This is a genomic window from Pseudomonas massiliensis (genome assembly GCF_000826105.1).
GTDB lineage: Bacteria > Pseudomonadota > Gammaproteobacteria > Pseudomonadales > Pseudomonadaceae > Aquipseudomonas > Aquipseudomonas massiliensis.
The window spans coordinates 53590-74744 of record NZ_CCYK01000003.1 but is presented as its reverse complement, the minus strand read 5'-3'; the positions used below and the strand labels follow the sequence as shown (position 1 = coordinate 74744).

Below are 21155 nucleotides of genomic sequence, written 5' to 3'. Positions count from 1 at the left end.
CGTTGTGCCTGGGTGAGGTCCATCTTGTGTAAATTCACAGGTAAAGTTTTCGCGCAGGTTTTCTGCCTTTGCCCGTTACTGCTTTACAACTGCACCGAAGTCAGCCGCATGTACTTCGCCTGCGGCCTGCAGCATGTCCCTGGCCAACGCCCTGCGCTTGTTCAGTAATTCATCCAGCGTGGCTTCGAATGTCGGCATTTGCGCGTCTCTGATGGTCGGGTAATAGACATACACGTCTTTCTCTTGGCCGATGCGATAGGCGCGGTCTGTTGCCTGGTCTTCCTTCGCGGGGTTCCAGCAACGGGTAAAGTGAATGACATGGTTTGCTGCCTGTACGTTTACGCCAAACCCGACTGCCACGGTCGAGAGGATGATTACTGAGAAGCCTGGCGCCTCCTGGAAACGGTCAATAAGCCGCTGGCGACTTTGGGAACTATGGCTGCTGGTACTGGTATCGCCATTGATGATGGTGGCCTTGAAGCCGAAACGCTCTTCTATGGCGTGTTGTAATTCACGCTGGATATCTCGTAGCTCGGTAAACACGATCACCTTATCGCCGCTGCCGGAGCGATGGATCTGTTCAAGCTGTTGGATCAACCAACCCATTTTTGGCGAATGAGTGCGCAGCAGGGGGTCTGGTTGCACGCTATAGGGGTGTGCACATATCAGCTTGAGTTTGTGCAGCAAGCCCAGCATGCCGCTTTCGCGCTGATTCAGCTGCTCTTGCATTTGCTGTCTTTGGGTGTAATCCGAGATGGCTCCTAGGTACAGGTTGCGCTGCAGCTTATGCATCTGCAGGGCTCTGCAGGCCTCGTCCTCGATCTTGGCGGGCAAGTCCTTGGCAACGTCCTGCTTGGTACGTCGCAACGTTTGCGGCTCGATAAGCGCCCGAAGCCGCTCCAGCGCGACCGTATCACGCTCGGCAGCCGCCTCGATGGGGCGCTGATACTCCCGCCCAAATTGGTTCAAGCCACCCAGCAAGCCCGGCTGGATGAAGTCAAACAGGCACCACAAGTCTATGAGGGTGTTTTCGACAGGCGTACCCGTGCAGGCAACCCGGAACCTTGCTGGGATGGCCTTGGCAGCTTGAGTGATCAACGCGGCGGGGTTCTTGATTTTTTGTGCTTCGTCGCACACTACGATCGCCCACTGTTGGCGAGCCAATGAAAATTCCTGATCACGCAAAGTTTCATAGGTCGTGAGTACGATTCCTGCGTTACCCCTCCAGCCTGGCCGAAGGAGGTTCTTGATGCCCTTGGCTTGCAGCTCGAGCGGGATCTCGTGCTTCTTGAACTTGACTGCACCTAGCTCGCCGCCATAAAGCTTCAATACCGCTAGCGCATCGCTGTGGAAGAACCGCTTCAGTTCCCGTTCCCAGTTGTCGAGCAAGGATACAGGCGCAATGATCAGTACCGGCTCCGCGGCTGGATTTTGCTCCAGGTAGTTCACAATGAAGGTTAGTAACTGAATGGTTTTCCCGAGCCCCATGTCGTCTGCTAGCAAGCACCCGGACACATGCTGGGGTGAAAGACCGAACAACTGCTGCATCCAAGCCACACCCTTGAGTTGGTGCTCGCGCAGTTGAATGTCATCCCGCAACAGCGTGGGTAATTGAGCAGGCGCATCATGTGCTGCCTTGAGCGCAGACTCGCGTCGCTGCGCATAGGTAGCTTCTTCGATGTTGTGTGCAATCTGCAGGACCGTCCGGGCCGCTTTCTCGGGCTTCTGCTCGGTGCACTCTTGAGCGGGTTGAAGCTTGCGTAACCAGGCGTCACGCAGTTGTTGCGCAGCCTTCAACGGCAGCCGCGCGTCGCAGCCTGGAAGGTCAACGTACGCTTCACCCGTCTCACGGGCTTGATCCAGACGAAGCTGGAACTCCTCGAAATGCTCGCGATTGGCTGGGTCCCATCGGTTGAGCAATGCCCCTTCGAGGCCGGCCGCCTTTACCTCGGCAGGTAGCCAGTTCTCGGTCGCTTCCTTCACCAGAAACGGCGAGCTGATGTGTTCGGCTTCGCCGATGCCAGTTACCCGGTCACCATAGGAGGCTAGGTCCAACACAGCCTCGAAGGTATATCCAGATTCTTGCTTTTGCCAGTCGGATAGGAGTGTATTGATACCTGCCAGTTGGCCGAGGTCGAAGTCGCTGAGCTCCAACTCGAACCCTTGCCACAGGCCAGCTGGCATGCCTGCGGCTAGCTTGACCTGCAACTCTTGGACAAACGGAGCGAATTCATGCGAGGCCCGGAATTCCAGAATGTGTTCAGGCAGCGGGGCCTTGCTGATAGGTTCGAGGTAGAGGTTGACTGCTTGGATAGCTTGACCGTCTTCGGCTAAGACAGGGGTCACCCGGAATCGGTGGAAATGGATACCCGCCTCTACCAGGCTTGCCTCGTATTCATCCGGGTCAATGACCTTTTGCGCAGCATCCCCTATCACGCTGTATGGGTTGCGTACGAGAGTGATCGCGTCATCACCGGCAACGCGACGCCCAGGCAACCCCCTCACCGACTCGAGTACCGTTCGCACATCCGGCTCAATCAATACATGGGTTATCGTGCCATCGCTGTCGCTGACGCGGTAAGTGTCCTGTACCTGTTTATAGCCATCGAAACTGGCCAGCCAGTTGGCAGGCTGGCCTTCGAAACCCGCCTCCAGCTCAATTACTGGCGTATTCCCCACCATGGCTTTGCGTGGCTTGATTTGTAGCCGCTCCGGCTTGATAACCACTGTCTTGTCGAGGAAACCATCCATGCCGGCCTTGGCTTTTTTTGCCACCTTACGGATGTTCGCCCAACCGATCTGATTGGTGCTTTCACCAGGGTGTTCCTTTTGGGCCTGGTGTAGGCTCTGGACGGCCTGTAATAGCGCCCAGCTGGGCTCGGGTAGCAACTCAGTGTTTGTGCCATGGCGAACCACAGCGCCCGTACGCTCAAAGTTGACTGGCGCATGAGTGAGAGGGTCTTGCCAGCTCTGGATGAATACTTTGAAGTCCGCTTCGGCAAGGCTGCCACTGCTGCAAAGCTGTGGTCGTAACGCTGAGAGAGGCGGTAGGCCTAGCAGCGGTAGACTACTGACATGCTCCGGGTCATCAAGCAACTGATAAAGAGCTTCCCAAGGCAGAAGCCAGCGGTCACTAAGTTGGGTAGCCAGATCTTCTTCGAATAACTGGTCCAAGTAGGCTGCCAGGTGCCAATGTGAATCGTCCTCGGCCAAGGCAAGGGGGTAACAAAAGCCCTGCTCCTCTACTACCGGAGCAAAACCGGTTGGCCGGGCGCTGGTGATGCCTGGCTCGCGACGGGAAAAAAATCGCTTCAGCATCACGACCTCCAGAACGCTAGCGGGTTATTGTTCACGGGTTTGAAGCCGAGACGCTTGAGTGCCAACTCTGCCCGGGCGTCTACCCGTTCAAGCACCACCTGCAGCGCGCCACCACGGTCGCGGTTATCTACAAGCTTGTACTTGATGTGTTCGAGCAGTACGGCTAGCTCCGCTGTAGAGGCTGATTGAACGTGAGCAGTTTGCGCAGAAGCAGACGCCGCAGCGGAATGGGGGGTAATGCCCAGAGCACGTAGTTCCGAATCGAATCGGTCTAGCCACCCTTCCACACGGTTTGGCCGACGTGGGGCTGGGGAATGTGACATGCGCTTCAATGCGCGACCTTGCTGCTTCAATTCGGAAGCGAGCGCCAAGGATTTTTTGTCCGGATTGAACGGCGCTGCGTCAGACCGGTAAACGTAGCAGGCATTACCTGTTCCGGAAAATTCGACGAAGAAGTAATTGCCAATTTGCATAACGACCGCATTGTTGTGACCAGGGCCGCCGGTGAGCTGGCTTAGCCTGCCCTTGTTTTTATCCCGGAACTGAACGAAGTCCGATGCCTGGTCGCGCCATGCATCGGCTCCCATCACGATCCGTGTGTAACTCATTTGATTGGCGAAGCGCAGCCAGTAAAAAAGCCGAGATTGGTCGACTTCTGCCTCGCCTTTGAGGAGTGTGAAAAAGTGTTCGAGGTCTTCCTTGGCGAACCAGGCCACGACCATGGCGCAAACCGGTTCTTCCACATATTGAAGCCAGGCATTCTGCCTTGAACGAATCTGAGGACTGCCCCAATGCTCAAGCGCAGCCTGCTTGAGCAGGGACGATGATTGCTCCCGCATACGGGACCGGTGATACCGAGTCAGGCAAGCGCTGAGTATGGAGTTCACATAGCGTGTATTGATCTGCCCCAGCGCGACCAGTTCGGGCAACCTTTGAAGAAACGCGTTATCGTCCAGGGTGAATATTCGCGACAGCAAGACGCTGAAAATCCTCTGCCATAGCCAGCTGCTGTCAGGCACCTGAGCAATCGCCTGCAGCGCCGAGAGATCCCGGGCCCGCCCTGCAAAGATATCTTCGGCCAATTGGATACCAGCTTGTTCGCCAAAGAGTGTGCGATGGTGCTCGACGATCCGCATCCACTCCTTTTCACGGGCTGCGCATGCCTTGATCATGCTGAAGCCACGGTCAATATCGCCGCGTAGCAGACCCCAGTTGTGGTTATCCGCAGGCACATTACCGTCATAGGCGAAATAACTGTAGCAGAGCGCGAGCCAGTCCCTGCGATTGAGTATTTTCCGATCGATACGACTGCCCACTTCGCGATGTACTCGCTCGAATAGCGGCTCATCCTCTAGAACAGCAATGGCTTCGTTTTCCCGATCCGAAAGGCCAGCAAACACTAGTCGCCACTCGGAACTATCAAGCTTTTGCTCGGCTTTGAATTTGTTAAGTGCTTCCTGGCGCTTTTCCTTTGGGGGTACGAATGCCTTCTCTGCCCGGTCATATCGCCTGGCCAGGTCTTCCCTCGCAAGGCGCAAGCCGTCGAAGCCTGACAGCTCAACGCCATCCGTGCGCCCTCGGTGACGCTGCAGGCCAGATTGAATGGCAGAAGACAGCGCTGACAATGCCGTGCTCATCAACGCATCTCCAATTGGCACTTCTCTGGTGCCATGCCTGTAAATACCGGGCCATCCTCGGCCACCACGCCTTGCTTGTCCTTCAAGCCATAGAACTGCATCCTCAATTCTACGCGCCGGCTCTCCTGCTTGCTGTCCTTGGCGTTATTGAACGAAACGCCTCCCGCAAGGAACATACTGCGAATCTGCTGCTGCCGTTGAGGATCAAGTTCTTTCTGCACCGGGCTACGGCTATCCAACAAGCTACACATCACCCATTCGGAACGCTGCAAGGAAAGGTGCAGGTTGTACAGGTAGGAGCCATCGGTATCCGTGAAGCCCTCGATGACTACCTGCTTAAGCCATTTGCGGCCTTCCTCGCTGTCTGCCGCATCCAGTATCAGCGGCACTACATCCTGCAATGCCTGTTGCCCCTTATTATCCAGGTAGTACTGGTTATGGCCGAACCGCCCCGCTTCGCCGAAGCTGATGCGGTTGTCGTGGCAGTCCACCAAGATGGTTGTGTTCCGGTTACCGGCCTTGATCTTAAGGTCCTGGCAAAGCCTGGCGATATCGGCCCCTCGCTGTTTCTCCCCCTGCTCTGCTTGCTGGATACGCTGGGTTACCGAGCTCAATGAGGCAACCATTACCACCAGGAACAGGATCATCATCGCAGTCATCAGATCTGCGAAAGAGATCCAGAACGGTTTTTCACCTTCGTCGCGGGCGCGAACGGGAGCCGCCGGTTTCCCAAACATTCACTAACTCCCCTAGCGGCGCTGAACGCGTTCCATGATGTCGCTGAAGTCTTCAAGGCTTTCCTTGACCCCATCCACGCCACCCGCAAGGCTGGTGACCACCTTGTGCAGTTCGGCATCCAGACTACCAAGCGTCTGGCGCAGGCTGCGGTCCATTCCTTCGCTGAATTCGCTGAACCCGCCCCCCAGGATCTTGCTGATCTCTTCGAGGTACTCGTTGGCTTCGCGATTAAGCCGCTGCAAACCGTCACTGTGCTGCCTGAGATCGTGCAAGTACTGGTTACGCCCTGCTGCTTCCTGCTGAGCACGCTCAACCACCCCTTGGATGATCGCTAACGTCTGGTTCAGGGACTCTCGGTTATTACGATAATCCGCCACCACACTGCTCAACTCACGCGAGGCGCCTACCAGTTCGGTACTGGTACCTTGCAAGGCACCTACCACCCCTGCAGTTGCCTCGCTGGCCTTGCTAACGCTTTGCCCGGCTATATCGAAACGATCGGCAGCCGAGCGCATCTTGTCGGCCCCTTGCTGCATGCTGAGTAAATGCTGAGCGGTCTGGGCACTGAGTTGGCCCAAGGTGTCGCGCATCACCCCGCTTTGCTCCGCTACAGCATCCAGTAGCTCGCCCACCTGCTTTTCCAGGCCCCCTACCATTTCTCGGGTGCCCTGGTGCAGCTCGCCCTGCGCGACGCGGGAGGCCTGGTCCATCTGCAAGCGATTGGTTTCCATCTGCTTGAACAGGCTTCCCAACTGCTCGCCCAGCACATCGACGGACGCGGCGATCTTACTCATAGTTTCCTGCTGCCCATGTCCAACGCTCTGCTTGAGCGTTTCGACAAACGCTTGGAGGTTTTCCGCCATAGCCTGCTGCCGCGCTTCGCTGTCGGCGAAGAGTTTTTCAAGCTGCCGTGCCATGCGCTCACCGGCGCCTTCGCCTTCACTGCCAATGCGCGCAATCGACGCTTGCAGGTTGGAAAGCATCTCGTTCATACCGGCTTGCATCGCGTTTTGCCCGGTTTGCATATCGGCAAGCAACTGGCCGATCATCTTTGCACTGTTGTCCGAAGAGGCTTCGCTGGCCGAGCGCATATCTTGCACAAGGGTATTGAAGCCTTGCTGCATGGATTGCATGGCAGCGATCGATTGACCAAGCATCTCGTGAAGGCCGTTGAATTGCTGGCCAAAGGAGCTTTCTAGCTTGTTCATGAATGCAACTAGTACGTCTTGCAGCAGGCCTTGCACTTGGCTGCTCTGGTCGCCGCTGGCCGATTGGACAGCCCCTGCCAACTGTTCCAAAGGCGCCTTGAGGCTGTTTTCGATAGCTCCGCCAATTTGTTCAGCGAGCACCTGGCCAGAATCTCGATAACTAGCCGAGAGCGTTTCGGCCAGCTTGAGGTTTTCCTTCACCTGGGTGTCCACTAGATTTTGCAACATTTCTCGCAAGTCGGTGACCAAGCTGTCCTTGAGCTGACGGGTCTGGATGGAGCTTTCGTTACTAGACCTGACAAGTTCGGCCAGGTATTCCTCTCCTACCCCGCTATCGAACAGGCCATCGATCTCCTCGGTCAGAGCCTCCAGATGCTGGTAACAAACCCCCAGCCTCCATTTCTCCGTCACAGTTACGACGATGGAGGCCGCAATGGAAACGAACGAGCCCAAGAAGGCGAACAGGACATCCTTGAGCAGCTTGTCGACGCTTGCATTCACCTGCTCAGGGGTACTCGGGTCAAAGTGTTGCAAACCCAGCATAAGACCAAAGAATGTCCCGACAATGCCCACGCCGGTGAGAATGCCAGGCAAGTGCTTGTAAAACTCTGCACCCAGCGGGGTCTCAATCATGTTCTGCGCGGTGAAGAAACTTGCAGCGCTGGTAGTTGCGCGTGACCGCCTTAGTTGCTGTTCGCCATCCTGTAACGTGAATTGATCATGGAGGGTCTCTGAATACTCTTTCCAAAGATGCTCGAAACGCTGGCCTTTGAAAAGCATTGCCGCTGCATCACGGCGTTGCGCTGGCGTCTTTGCCTTCGCTGCCTTCATGCCCCGAGTGAGTGCCTTCAACTGCCTGGACAGCGCAAAGGATCGGAAAAAATACCGCCAGCCGTACCAAGACAACAGTAGCAAGACCACGGCCCCAACGAATGAAGGTGCCCAGAATTGCGCAGAAGGGTTCTCGGTCCATGTTCTGAAGAGCATTGAAAAAGTGTCCATTTATGTAGAACTCAGTCGTCATGATCAGTTGGCCGAACAAGCCCGTAGGCGGGCGCTTGATAAAGCCGTATTTGAAATTGCAGGCGGCGCACCTGGAGTATTTGGGCGTACAGACGGCACAGCCAGACTCATGCGCCGCCCAGTGCCGGATGCTTGGTAACCGCCGTAACCACTCCTGGTTAAAGGCAGGCAAATGTATCAATCGTCAAGCAGTTGATGGCAATTTGCCCGAAAATGGATCCTTTGGCAAACGCTTGCCGTACGGACGGTAGTTTCAGTCAGGGACAGCTCTGCTACAGGCCTGTCGGATACGCCGTCTCCGCCAAACAGTGCCTTGGCATTTTGAGCCAGCGGCTCTTACGCCACCCAGCCGCCAGCCGACCCAGTAACATGTTCAGATGTAGGGTGATGCTCTTCATAAAAAACAAAGCAGCAGATAATCCATGAGCGCTCGGCCGTATTGCCACTTCCCAACCTTAGGCTCTGCCTGCTAGCACCCTACCGCCAATACGTAACCCCATCATCACACTGATACCCAGTCTTACCAGGGTCGAATGTGGTCACATGCGCCAGTTGCCCACTCATGGTAACCGCCACTCCGGTACTCACATCGGGGCTCACTTCTCCAACCTTTCGACAATGGTGCTGCTCGGCGAAAGCCTTCCAGCGCTCGTTAGCGGCATCGAGATACCAAACAAGCCCAACCAGCGCAGCCGCAACGCCCAGCAACATAAGATTTCTGATTTTCGTGTCGCTCATACTGCCTCGTTTCGTTTCCATTTGATCAAACAGCTGACCTGATGGCTGGTAATGCCGGAACGCCCGTCCCCATTCACCCCCTCCTCTCTTTTCGCCGGCGGCGTCAGATGTGTATAAGACCCCCACTCCCCCCTCCCCGCCGACCCCACAATATTCCCGTGGCACTCGGTAGACATCCCCGGCCATACGCTCCACCACTCCGCGCATCCCTACCCCCGCCAGCCACCGCGACGGGATGCAGCGTACGCCGTGCTGGAGCCCCAACACCTGCCCGGCGAGTTGCCCAGTGGCGCTGCTGTTGCCGCTGTGGTTAACGGCGGTGATAATGCCTTCCTCCACATCGTCCGCCATCAGGGCGCACCAGAGGGCGGTCGCCAGTGCTTCTTCTGCAGCCCAGCCGCTGCCGAAGGCGGCGATGCGCTCGGGGCCGGGGCGGTAGTTTTCGTAGAAGTAGAACAGGGATCGTTCCAGCGTGGCCTTTACGTCTGCCATGCCGGGGCGGGCGCCGTGTGTGGCGAGGCTCTGGGTAATGGCGTGCTCCAGGCTGCTTCCCTGCTCCGTCAGCCGCTGGAGGATGTCGGCGAACAGCCCGGCAGCTAGGTGGCCACTAGGATGGCCAAGGGTGAGGCGGGCTGAGTCGGCGGCATAGGCGAAGGCATTGCCGAAAAAGGCGCAAGGTGCGGCGCGTAGCAGGCCGTCGCAGCCGTTGCGGTCATTGTTCGCGGGTTTGCCGAGCCGGATGGCGGCCTTCAAGGTGGCGATATATGCCGATGTTTCCACGCTTGGCAACCAGGCGTTGGGTTGCTCCGTCAACCAACCGTTGACCTGTACGGGGACCTCCGTGTTGTAACCCTGGGCAGTGAGCCAGCGCAGCAGGGACGCGTGAATAACGCTGGGCACGTGGCAGGGTTCGTGGCGGCTGTTGCGCAGAAACGCACGTAGCAGGCCTTCCCCGGTGAATAAGGTCATCTGCAGGTTTTGAGTGCAGCGTGTGCGGCTGGTGGTGGGGGCCAGCTCGCTAACACCATGGGGGCCGTAGGCGAGTTGAATGCCTGGCCACGACAGTGCGTCCACAGGCACACCTAGGGCCTCGCCCACCGCGCCGCCCAGCAGGCAGCCTTTGATCTGTTCCATCGTATTCATTGGTAGTCCCTTAACGTGTCGCTGGCCGTGCAGGCCGCTGTTGGGACGCACGATATGTAATGGAACTCGACAGATCTAGATTGTAGACTTGTACAGGTAAATTATTCGCGCATGTGGAGACAGGATGAAACGCAAGCAGGCCATCGAACAGGTTCGCTGGGACCTAGCCCTTCGCTATCGATTGATCGAGACGGTGGCCTGGTGGGAGGGCCGGCTAACCACGGGGCATCTGATGCAGAGCTTCGGCATCAGCCGGCAGCAGGCGTCGAAGGACATCAATACCTACATCACCGAGCATGCGCCTAAAAACCTTACATATGACAAACAACTGAAAGGCTACGTGCCGAGCAAGCAGTTCAAGCCGCTGTTCATCGATGACAGCGCCAGCGCGTATCTGCACCTGCTCTATCAGAACAATTCCCGCGCCAGGCACATCGAGGGGCTTGCCCTGGCCTATGCCCACACCCGGGTATTGGAAGTGCCGGACCGTTCGATCACGGCCGAAGTGCTGCGCCCTTTGCTCAAGGCTTGTCGGGAGCATCTGCGTCTCGAAATCGAATACGTGTCCCTGGCAAACCCGACGCCGGAGGTTCGCCTGATCGCGCCGCACACTTTGGTGTATACCGGCATGCGCTGGCACGTGCGGGCGTATTGCGAAAAGAACCAGGCGTACCGGGATTTCGTATTGAGCCGGCTCCGGGGTGTGCCTGACCTGATGGACGATGTCACCACCCATGGCATCGAAGGCGACCATGAATGGAACACCGAGGTGCCGGTGCTGATCGTGCCCGATGAGCGCCTTACGCCGGAACAGAAGGCAATCATAGAAACCGATTTCGGTATGGTTGGGGGCACATTGGAAATTCAGACGCGTCAGGCGCTGGTGAAGTATGTGCTGCAACGCTATCAGATCGACCCGAAGAAGCTGGACCCCAAGCCCGAAGCGCAGCAGATCTGGGTGAAAAACTTGAAGGAACTGAAGGCTTGGCTGTATGACTGATCGAGCGTCCGTCGAACTTAAGCAGCTGTAGACCATTTTTTCAAAGGCCAACCATGCCCTACCCCATCGAACAAAAACTGGTGGTCGGCGTCGCTTCCAGCGCCCTCTTCGATCTCACGGAGTCTCATGAGGTGTACTTGAACGAAGGGGTGGAAGCCTACCGCCAACATCAGGAACAACACCTGGACGAGCCTTTCCCTCGGGGCGTGGCGTTTCCGTTCATCCGTCGTTTCTTGAGCCTCAACCAGGCATTTCCGAACGAGCAGCCGGTGGAAGTGGTGCTGCTCTCGCGAAATTCGCCTGAAACCGGCCTAAGGGTGTTTCGCTCTATCCGACATTACGGACTGGAAATCAGCCGTGCCGCCTTCATGACCGGCCGCTCGCCGTACGCCTATCTGCCTGCCTTCAATGCGTCGCTGTTTCTCAGCGCCAACGAAGAAGACGTGCAACGGGCCATCGATGCCAACTACCCCGCTGGCCGCGTGTTGCCTTCCAAGGTGTACGACGACGAACTCGACCCTGAGTTAAGGGTAGCTTTCGACTTCGACGGCGTAATTGCCGACGACGAAGCGGAAAGCGTGTACAAGCGCAACCTGAACCTGGACGAATTCCAGGCCCATGAGACCGAACGCCAAGGCATCGCCCATAACCCCGGCCCTCTCGCGGACCTGGTGCGCAAGCTATCGCTGATCCAGGCACTGGAACAACGACGTCTTGCACAGGACCTGGACTATTCACGGATCCTGCGCATCGCCATCGTGACGGCCCGCAATGCACCCTCCCATGAACGCGTGGTGACCACCCTCAAGGAATGGGGCGTGTCGCCGGATGAATCCTTCTTCCTCGGCGGAATGGAAAAATCACGGGTACTGAGCATTCTCAAACCGCACATGTTCTTCGATGACCAGCGCAGTCACTTGAGCTCACCCGCGGGAGATTTGCCGCTGGTGCATGTACCGTTTGGGGTTGCTAATCGGGGGTAGGCCAGAACCAGCCGTCTGGCATCAAACCCGGCTTGAAGTCGACTCAGTATAGTCCTGCGCTAAGCCAAGCATCAGGCGCTGCATATGCCAGCATTGGTCACGTTTAGCGATTCTGAGCTGACGCGCGCAAACGTCCATTAGCGAACACGGCGACACCTTTGAGGTGGACCTGCTTTTACCTAAGAAAGCTCCGAGCAACTTCGCCAGAAAGGTCTGACGGACGCAAAAATACCGAGATCGCGTCCGTTTTTAGTCGTCAGTGCCCATGCGCAGGGCCAAGCGGGGCTTTTCAGCCCGTTTTGCCCATCTACACGCGCAACTCGCCCGTACCCATTACATGTTTTCGAGCCATCCACAGGTTCGACAGGGCGAACAGGGTCGTCAGTTGCGCCGTGTTCTTCACCAAGCCACGGAACCGCGTTTTCACGTAGCCGAACTGGCGCTTGATGACTCGAAACGGGTGTTCGACCTTTGCCCGGGTCTGCGCTTTGGCACGCTCGATGCGCCGCTTGCCCTTGTAGATCAGGCTGCGTTTGGGCAAGGCGGTATAGGTGCTGCGCCTCGCTGCAATCTGCCAGATCACCTCACGCCCGGCATGCTCTTCCCGTTTCTCGACCCCGGTGTAACCGGCATCGGCATCGGCATACACTGCGTTCTCGTCGCCATGCAGCAGTTCGGCTACCTGGGTGACGTCCGCGACGTTGGCGGCAGTGCCGTGAACATGATGCACCAGGCCCGATTCCACGTCCGCGCCGATGTGCGCCTTCATTCCAAAGAAATATTGATTGCCCTTCTTTGTCTGGTGCATGTCGGGGTCGCGCTTGCCGTCTTTGTTCTTTGTCGAACTCGGCGCGTGGATGATGGTGGCGTCGACGATGGTACCCTGGCGCAGCGACAGGCCCTTGTCCTGCAGATAGCCGTTGATAACCTGCAGAATCCCGGCCGCCAGTTGATGCTTCTCTAGCAGGTGCCGGAACTTCATGATCGTGGTGTCTTCGGGAATCGGCGCGCTCAAGGTCAGGCGTGCGAACTGGCGCATCGGCGTGATCTCGTACAGCGCTTCCTCCATCGCCGGGTCGCTGAGCGAAAACCAGTTCTGCAACAGGTGAATGCGCAGCATGGTCTCCAGCGGGTACGGCTTGCGCCCGCCACCCGCCTTTGGGTAGTGCGGGTCGATCAGCGCCACCAGCCCTGCCCAGGGCACCACCTGATCCATCTCGGCCAGAAAGCGCTCGCGGCGGGTCTGCTTGCGCTTGCCGGCGTATTCGAAATCGGAAAAGCTCATCTGGCTCATGGCGGTCTGTCGCAGTGGGTGGGCGAAGGCTATTTCAGCACAGGTTGGCGGGTGCTTGGAAACTTGATCGGAGAATCCCTAACTCCATAATGTAGTTGATATAAAAGTCGTGCGCTAAAGATAGTCATGATTTTGGTGGTGTTCGTAGCCGCCTTCCCTTATCTACCCCTGTTGTGAGCAGCCAACTCACGAACCATTGATTCTATACGCCGAATATCCACCGCATCGTCCGTTTGTTGATATTGCCTAGGGTCACGATTTACCACAGCACTTACCGCCCGAAGCCCAGTCAGGGTGGTTTCGAAAGTGATCTGATCTATCATGAACCCTGTCCAGCTGCGATGCTGATAAAGCACGTTGTCAACAAAGTAACTAAACCATTTTTCTTCCATCTCTGACGGAATATATCCTTTGCGAATAGCCTCCACGTCCTCAGCGTCCAGGTTAAAATCCAATGATAGTGTTGTCCGCTGCTCGGGCATTTCCTCGGTTAACCAATCTCCCTTAACCGCCCACCCGAGAGAACCATGCTGCTCAAAGGCTATAACACCTTTTTCGTTTCGCTCCAACCATTGCCGGGTTGCTTCCAATACCGCGAGATCACGCTTACGGCCAACGGTATTGGTAGTCTTACCAATCAACACGCGAGCTTGATCGAAGTTCGCCCAGCACGTTGCCTGGGTATGCTCATTCAGCGTACCGTGGTTAAGTTGGGGCAACATTAGAAAAAACGCGCTTAGCGACGTTCCTCCCATGTACTCTCCTGGCAGCACTCCAACAGCTTTGGCATTAGTGGCGAACCCACTACGAACTGCGCGATATGCGGTTTGCTCCGGTGTTTCACCCTCACTCACTCGAGTTTTGGCGAATGTCCACACGTAGCCGTCGTAGTGATTCATGGGCTCGCGCAACAGTATCAGCCCAGTTGAGCTCAACACGACACCGCCGTAGGCAGTCACCGAAGAAATGGTCCATGTCATTCAATTTTTACCAGTATAATATTTGGAAGAGAATAGCGTCGGTACGCAGACGCGTGAAGACAACATTGAGCTCCAGCATCTCCCCATTCGACCTCTCAGCCTCTAGCATCCAAGCCCTGCAACTTTCAATAATATCCAATCTCGTCGCGTCCATAAGGCGCCCATAAAGCAGCTAGAGGAAAGGCACCTGCACCGTGTCTGCATCCAGCAGGCAATCCTTGTCCAAATCGAATGGCAATGCGCATAGCTGCATCCCTCCTCCGTAATCGAACACCGGCAATGCATGTTGGAAGCCGGCCCAATAGGGGTAGATCAGTACCAACTTCGGCACTTGCCCTCCTTTCTGGTATTTATGACCGTAGGCAAACAGCTGGTAGAAATCGCTCTGGCTGAGATTGTAATTCTGCTTTGCATTGCGCTGGTCGATGCGTTTCCATTTGGTGTCCATCACCCAGCGTTGATCAGGTGTATCGATCAATATGTCCGGCCGCAGCCGGAACATACCTTTTTCGTTATGACGACACAGCACCGCCCCGGCGGCCTGCTTTGTCAGTTTGGCGTCGGGCTTCAACTGGCTGTCTAACCACTGTTCTACGTAGTTCTCGAACAGCCGCTCCATGGGGAACAGCAGGCTCATGCCTTTCCACTCGCCCTGCACGGCTACCGGCATCTGGTGATTCAAAATCAGCTCACACCAGGGTTTGATCGCTCGATAGTGAGCCATCAGGCGATCAAAGCTCCAAAGACGCAAATCCTCTTGGACTTGACGGCTTGCGGGGATTTCGGCCAACAATGTGCGAAGCTCATTGGCGAGCCGCCAATGAGCAGGCTCCCGCGTAACCTTAGCAACGCGCTCCAGCGCGAGTTTCAACAAGCGGTTCTCAGCACGGTTGGGCAAATACACATCGTGGCGAAGTTGGAAGTGATGCTGCCTACTCAGCGGCTGGCGAAGCTGCCCGATCACATTGAGCTGTCCACGCAGAAAACGTTGCTCTTCCTCGACGCGTTTATAGTCAAAGCGAATACCGCGCTTTATCAACACGTCTAGCTCAGTCAGGAACTGCCCCATCACCCATTCAGTCAGCGGGGCATCAAACAACTCAAGCCCCGTCACCGACACCTGCCGTGGTTTCAAGGAGAGCGCCGCTTGAATCAACTTCCGAAGCAGCGCTCGGCTTCTGCGCACGCAGGCATCCTGCTCGATATGCTTGGGCAGTATCTCCAGTCGTGTACCGCACGGCGTTTCGATTACCCCTACATAGCTGTCCCACTTCAGCGATTGTCTGCCCTCCACCTGCAGCAGCGTGGCGCCACTGCGGTTGAAGCTTGCACTCAGGTCACATAGCCAATCGAAGGCGCTTTCCGAAATCTGCGCGCAATCCAGGTTGCCCGATGGTACCGCCGCCGTGGTAAGCCTGGCGTACTCTCGAACAAGAACGCTGATGCTCAAGCTTCCTGCTCCCTGATGTCAGCCTCAGTCGAATCGATGCCGTCGCAGGTGATGACCCCGGCATAAGCGCTTGACCGGCCGAACGCTTGCGGATTAATACGCCACACTTGGCCCTGAGTGGGTACTTTATTGCCTAACAGCGCCAGATGGTCTTGGTCTTCACTTACCACAAAGCGATCGACAGGCGGCTTGCGGTGATCATTCAACACCCACTGGATGCGCTGCCAATCTTCGAAAAAATACTCTTGCAACAAAGGCAGTACTTGGTTGCGGAAAATCAGCTCCAATTCTGCCAAGGTGCCACCATTCGCCAATGGCATGAAGTACGCATGCCCCAGGCAATGTTCACGGTCTAGTAGCACCTCGATACGCTGATTCATTACTCTCAATAGCTGGCCGATGTTCACACCCTCTACTGCTGTGCCATCCAACAGATGCGGCTCTGGCAACATTTCCCTGAACACAAAACGGCGGCGCAGCGCGATATCCAGTCCAGCTAAGGACCTATCTGCGGTATTCATGGTACCGATCAGGTACACATTCTTTGGCACAGTGAACGGCTTTTTCGAGTAGGGCAATTGCAGGCTGAGCGCTTCATCCGCGCCTTCGCGCTTGGAAGGTTCGATTAGCGTAATTAACTCGCCGAAGATACGCGACACGTTGCCTCGGTTAATCTCATCGATGATGAGCACGTAGGGATCATCCGTAGGCGTCGTTAATGCTGAAGGTTCGGCGGGCTTTACGCCCTCGTGCTGTAGGTATGTGAGTAGGTCCGCCCAAGTGAACCGGCTCATGGCGTAGACGGTTTTCAGCGTGAACTGGCGGCCATCGTTGATCGGCAGGACAGACAGGTTGATATCGCGATAAAGCCAACGCACCGAGCGTACGTGCTGATAGTCAGGTATCACCCCTTCCGGCGTCCTGGGCTCGAAACGGTACTCACTAGTGACCACTCCAATGGAGCCGATCTTCTCGGCCGATTGGATGCATAAGAGAATGTCCCCCACTGCCATTTGCTCAGCAAAGTAATGGAGTGTGCCTTTATCGCCGCCGCCCAACCCTTGGTAATAGGCGTTGGCCTCGTAGTTTTCGCGCAAATCCCCGGTCTTGCCCCAACCAATGCGGGCCTCATTGTGTTTCAGACAATAGCTTTTGCTAGGTGAGGAGCCTGAACCATCTATAGAGATTTTCCAAATAGCCGGGTTTGGGCGTATACCCAGGTCCGTCGCAGGCTGCGTTTTTGCATCGTCGCACAATCGCTTGAACACACCTGCTTCGATGGAGTAGCGCAACTGGCCTGTTTCACTGTCTGAATCCGCCCGGATGCCTTCTACGAAATCCTCATAACTGAAGCTTTGATGGAAAGTAACAAAACGAACGCGGCCAGCAGTCGCGAAACGCTCAAATTCTGCTTTGAGAGCTTGGCGCGCTTCGGGCGAGTTGTCGGCGTTTTGCGCCAGAAATTCAGGGGCAAGTACCGCCAAGGCCTGATTGATGGTGGCGTAGGTCTTGCCTGTCCCAGGCGGGCCGAAGAGGATCTGGTTAAGGGGTGGTTTGGTCGTTGGTAAGTTGATCACTGCTTCGGGTCCTCCCAGTTCAGCCTGTCCATAATCGCTAGGTACCCTACCAGAACCCTTTAATGGCAATTGCTTACCTGTAAGCACATGGTCCACCGTGGTCAGCCAGGCCTCTATGTCTGCTTGAGCAGGGCGATGGCGAGCGCTGATCTCCCACTTCTCCCCCCGCGCGTTCATCAAGGCATGATGATCGGCTATCTCACGCAGCGAAAAACGTAGTTCACCGCCGTACCAATAAAGGGTAAACGCAGGCCTGCCCCTAAGGCTGCTCTGCTCGCGCACGCCGATTCGGATATCAGGCGGGGTAACGTTTACGGTCCAGTGATCCGCCTGCGGGTATCGTTGGCGGATGCACCTTAATAACGTCCAAACCCACATTTGCTCCTCAGGCGTACCTTTGCTGAGTAGCTCAAATACGCGCTGATCGGCATAGCCAGGGATCGCACCTAGCATGAACTGCCGCCTCTGATACTCCAGCCATTGCTTGAGCCCGTTGTGCACGTTACCGCTATTGCTTGCACCTATATGTGCAAACTCCCCACCGGGGCCATACTGACGGTATAGAGCCTCGAGCTCGTCGACGTCCGTTATTCGCAGCACGTCACGCCCCAAGTGCTTGGTGATTGTATTCAGGCCCGACCGATAGTTATCAGCCGTAGTCAAGGCTTTACCGGTGTCGCTTAACCAGAACTTGAACAGGCTTCCTTGCATATCACTCACAGGCGCACTCCGGTTTTCAGCATCAGATAGACATAGGCAAATCTCAGTGTAGATCGGATTGCTGGCGTGTTGCCATAGGGCCAGATCTAATAGCCTACGCCGGCGAGCGGCGACGAGACATTGTTGGGCGCAGACAGCGCAGTGACGGAGTTCGGCCTGTACGAAGTCAGAAACCAGCAGGTCTAGCTGAAAGAGTACATCATCAAGCGCGCCGCGCAGGTATTCGGTCTTGCCGACGCCGACACACTCGGCCGCGCCGTACCGCTGCACTAAGCCCACCTTCAAAAGCCAGTCATCGCCCCTGACGCTCCCGTTTTTCAGGAGCCTTCATCATGATGCCCCCCGGCCACAAGACCGCGAAGTCTACCCATACCCTGGGGACTGATCGTGTCCCTGAAATTGGTGTAACTGAACCAGCCGAAAGCGCCCAATGGGCAAACAAGGAGGGTCATCGTGGCTCTTGGCTAACGTTGAGTTTGCGAAGACCAAACGAACACCAAGAAAACCACGATGACCAAGCCCACTATCGCATTGACCGAGCTGGTTGAGAAAGGGGCAAACGCTGATCTGCTCATCCAGGGGACGCGAGCATGCCATTGCCCAACACCGACGGTTGACCTCGCAATTCACCGTCCCTATCCTCCCCCCGTCACGCCTCACGCGCGACCAGGTTTGACGGCCTGCCCTACATACGAACGTGCAGTCTCATGGCTTGGCTCGGGGCTTTCCTATACCCGCTCCACACTCAATGGCGGCTGTGCGTGGGGCGCCTTCGGGTGCGCCGGGTGCGTATGTGACCGGTCCGTCAACCCATGCACAGCTGCCACCACTCGTTTGACGGCGGGTGCGGCAGTGTTCGCTCACATACGGAAATGCCGACCATGACTGACCATTCCACTACCCCCATTTACCAAAAGCTTCAACGCGCCAGCCAGTTGCTGGAGACGGCCGTCGTACTGGCCAGCGAAACAAGCGACGCCGACCTTAGGCTATGCCGGGCTATTAACCAAGCCGTGGTCGTGCTGACCGAGACCAGCTTCATGCTTGTTTCTGAATTAATGCTTGAGCTCAGGCAACCGGTATAGGGCGGCTGCCACGGATCGCGGCGCACTCGCTCGATGTGCGTCGCGGTTCGGCATATTCCCCTGCAGCGCCCAGCGAACAACGCGTTGCTATAGAGCCATCACGGACAAAACAGGTAAGATGAGCCACTGGATATTGCCTTATAGGTCGCTCGATGGCGTTCTATCAATGCTGCCTCACCTGAGCCCGCTGTTACTTTGGCCTCTTTCCGCTCTTCCCCTGATTGCGCTGCTGAAGTCCCGCTGGGCCAAGGGTCACCTCGGCGAGCTCTTGGCGCGCTTCGCGGCCTACTTACACCTCGACCAGAAAACCTACCGTCGCCTGCACAACCTCACCTTGGATACCCCAGACGGCACCACGCAAATCGATCACGTATTCCTGTCCCCGTACGGCATTTTCGTACTGGAAACTAAGAACATGAGTGGTTGGATCTTCGGCAGCGAGGGCCAGGCACAGTGGACCCAGAAGCTCTACAAGCGCAGCTTCAAATTCCAGAATCCTTTACGGCAGAACTACAAGCACCTCAAGGCACTGGAGGCCGCGCTGGGGATCAGTCCCGAGCATGTGCATTCGGTGATTGCCTTCGTTGGCAGCAGCACCTTCAAAACCGAGATGCCAGCCAATGTCACCCAGGGCGGCGGCTTCGTTCGCTATATCGAGTCCTTCCGGCAACCTGTCTTCAGCGAGGCCGAAGTGTGTGCCATGTTGAGTGCCCTGCAAACCGGGCGCCACGCGCCGACACGGGCAACCCATCGGGAGCATGTACAGCGGCTTCAGCAACGGGCGGACCCCACCGCCAAGCGGTTGTGCCCCAAGTGTGGCAGCGCCTTGGTCGTCCGCACGGCTAAGTCCGGCGCGAAAGCGGGCCAGCAATTCTGGGGTTGTTCCGCGTTCCCGAAGTGTCGAGTGATGCAGTCTCTTTGACAGGAGATTATAGCCAGGCCCCAAGCTCATCGCCTATGCAGCGCACATCCAGCTCTATCACGGTTTGGTCATCGGCATACCGGGCGTGACTTTTTCAGTCCCAAGCAGGGACTAAGTCGGGGCTAAGTCGGGGCTAAGTCGGGGCTAAGTCGGGATCAAGTCGGGACCAAGTAAGCACAGCATGGCCCCGAACCCGCCGCGCTCGAGTTAAAGACCTTCACTTAGCGCGAGCATAAAGACGCCATCACCCGGGCGGCGGCCCGGCACGTGGAGGACGGTGACACCCTGATGCTCAATGGGGGCACCACCTGCGCAGCGCTGGCCTTGCATCTTTCCTCCCGACAGAACCTACATGTGGTCACCAACAACCTGCTCGCGGTGACGGCCTGGCCAACCCGCCCGGGGTTCACCCTGATTGGCGGCGACTTGCGCGGTTGAGCATGAGCATCCTCGGCCCCTTGGCGGAGCTGACCCTCAGCCGCCTGAGCGTCGATAAGGGGTTCCTGGGCCCGGACGGGTTGGTGGCCGAGTTCAGGTCTAGCTGAAAGAGTGCATCATCAAGCGCGCCGCGCAGATATTCGTTCTTTCCTGACGCCGACACATGTGGCCGCGCCGTAACCGCTGCACCAAGCCCACCTTCTTCTTGAGTGACACCTTGCCGTAAGCGCCGATTTGCGAACGTTGCGCGCCTGGCGCTGCATGTGCGAGTCAATGAACTTGCACGTGATCAACTTAGGTCCGCAAAGTCGCCAACCAGTTACTAAGTTTTAAGACATAAATATGGCGCCAACTTTATGGCTAAGTCAAAAAAATGATTAAAGGATAGTGGCATAGTGAAGGCACTTGTAGTTAAATGCCGCATATCTTATCCAGTGCCTTACAAAACCAATGAAGTGCTCTGCCTTGATCAGCCTGGTTGCGCTCGCACTATGCATCGGCTCAGTGGCCTTTGCGGATGAAAGCGTAAGCACCACACAAGCTCTGACACAGCACCGCGCTCTGAGCCGCGATGATGTGGGCGGGCTAGTGGTGGGGCAGACTGTGACAATGAATGGACGCGCCTTCTACGACAGTTTTGCTTTGGCATGGAATGAAAAAGACGAGGCTGGCCGCTTCAGTGTATCGATCACTGAGCGCCCTACGGCGCGCTTGGGAAGTCAGATCTACATTACCTACGGCAACCGCCGGATGATGCAGATGCTCCTTCCGACGAACCGAAGCCAGATCCCGGCCATTGCGGCAGATGCTGCCGCCCGGGTGTTCCAGGGCATCCTCGACTACCAGTTGACGCAATTTTTCGGCGACCCGGATGTGGGCCGCGACGAGCTATGAAGGGACT

Annotated in this window: 15 protein-coding genes; 6 read left to right on the top strand and 9 right to left on the bottom strand. The window is 56.7% G+C overall.

Translation table 11 applies throughout. The annotated features are described in order from the left end of the window. Positions 1-75: 75 nt before the first annotated feature. The 5 genes from zorD to BN1188_RS00990 form a co-directional block, all read right to left on the bottom strand. The gene (zorD, locus tag BN1188_RS01010; RefSeq protein ID WP_040259315.1) at positions 76-3318 is read right to left on the bottom strand and encodes a type I Zorya anti-phage system protein ZorD; all 3243 of its coding nucleotides are present in this window, start codon (positions 3316-3318) and stop codon (positions 76-78) included. Continuing rightward, the gene (gene zorC / locus BN1188_RS01005; RefSeq protein WP_040259314.1) at positions 3318-4955 is read right to left on the bottom strand and encodes a type I Zorya anti-phage system protein ZorC; all 1638 of its coding nucleotides are present in this window, start codon (positions 4953-4955) and stop codon (positions 3318-3320) included. The genes zorD and zorC overlap by 1 nt, the downstream gene beginning before the upstream one ends. Then, positions 4955-5692 (bottom strand): type I Zorya anti-phage system protein ZorB1, encoded by a 738-nt coding sequence (gene zorB1 / locus BN1188_RS01000; protein WP_040259313.1) that lies wholly within the window; start codon positions 5690-5692, stop codon positions 4955-4957. Before zorB1 ends, zorC begins: the two co-directional genes overlap by 1 nt. A gap of 12 nt (positions 5693-5704) precedes the next feature. Next, positions 5705-7903, bottom strand: a complete 2199-nt coding sequence (zorA1, locus tag BN1188_RS00995) for a type I Zorya anti-phage system protein ZorA1 (RefSeq protein ID WP_040259312.1) — start codon at positions 7901-7903, stop codon at positions 5705-5707. Between the two features lie 498 nt (positions 7904-8401). Next, positions 8402-9805, bottom strand: a complete 1404-nt coding sequence (locus tag BN1188_RS00990) for an ADP-ribosylglycohydrolase family protein (RefSeq protein ID WP_084596120.1) — start codon at positions 9803-9805, stop codon at positions 8402-8404. A 124-nt stretch (positions 9806-9929) separates the two neighbouring features. On the opposite strand from BN1188_RS00990, the gene BN1188_RS00985 reads away from it, so the two are divergent. Next, positions 9930-10805, top strand: coding sequence for a helix-turn-helix transcriptional regulator (locus tag BN1188_RS00985; protein WP_040259311.1), 876 nt, complete (start codon positions 9930-9932; stop codon positions 10803-10805). Between the two features lie 53 nt (positions 10806-10858). Next, positions 10859-11788, top strand: coding sequence for a 5'-nucleotidase (locus BN1188_RS00980; protein WP_040259404.1), 930 nt, complete (start codon positions 10859-10861; stop codon positions 11786-11788). Between the two features lie 307 nt (positions 11789-12095). Here BN1188_RS00980 and BN1188_RS00975 read toward each other — a convergent pair whose 3' ends face one another. From BN1188_RS00975 to BN1188_RS00960, 4 genes are all read right to left on the bottom strand, one after another. Continuing rightward, on the bottom strand, positions 12096-13082 hold the full coding sequence (locus tag BN1188_RS00975) for an IS5 family transposase (RefSeq protein WP_040259310.1): 987 nt from the start codon (positions 13080-13082) through the stop codon (positions 12096-12098). Between the two features lie 158 nt (positions 13083-13240). Next, a complete protein-coding gene (locus BN1188_RS00970; RefSeq protein WP_148485231.1) occupies positions 13241-14062 on the bottom strand; it encodes an NUDIX hydrolase in 822 nt (273 codons plus the stop codon). Positions 14063-14234: 172 nt separating this feature from the next. Further along, positions 14235-15512 carry an McrC family protein gene (locus tag BN1188_RS00965; protein ID WP_040259309.1) on the bottom strand — a complete coding sequence of 426 codons (1278 nt, stop codon included), beginning with the start codon at positions 15510-15512 and terminating at the stop codon, positions 14235-14237. Then, on the bottom strand, positions 15509-17800 hold the full coding sequence (locus BN1188_RS00960) for an AAA family ATPase (protein ID WP_084596122.1): 2292 nt from the start codon (positions 17798-17800) through the stop codon (positions 15509-15511). Before BN1188_RS00960 ends, BN1188_RS00965 begins: the two co-directional genes overlap by 4 nt. A gap of 890 nt (positions 17801-18690) precedes the next feature. On the opposite strand from BN1188_RS00960, the gene BN1188_RS00955 reads away from it, so the two are divergent. The 4 genes from BN1188_RS00955 to BN1188_RS00940 all read left to right on the top strand — a co-directional run bounded on the left by BN1188_RS00955 (position 18691) and on the right by BN1188_RS00940 (position 21148). Beyond that, entirely contained in the window at positions 18691-18894 is a 204-nt protein-coding gene (locus tag BN1188_RS00955) for a hypothetical protein (RefSeq protein ID WP_040259308.1), read from the top strand. Positions 18895-19060: 166 nt separating this feature from the next. Continuing rightward, the gene (locus BN1188_RS00950) at positions 19061-19816 is read left to right on the top strand and encodes a nuclease-related domain-containing protein (RefSeq protein ID WP_040259307.1); all 756 of its coding nucleotides are present in this window, start codon (positions 19061-19063) and stop codon (positions 19814-19816) included. 267 nt (positions 19817-20083) lie between these two features. Continuing rightward, complete coding sequence (locus tag BN1188_RS21830) at positions 20084-20254, top strand: DeoR/GlpR family DNA-binding transcription regulator (protein ID WP_232430883.1); 171 nt, start codon at positions 20084-20086, stop codon at positions 20252-20254. 465 nt (positions 20255-20719) lie between these two features. After that, positions 20720-21148, top strand: a complete 429-nt coding sequence (locus BN1188_RS00940) for a CsgE family curli-type amyloid fiber assembly protein (protein ID WP_040259306.1) — start codon at positions 20720-20722, stop codon at positions 21146-21148. The last annotated feature ends 7 nt before the right edge of the window (positions 21149-21155 follow it).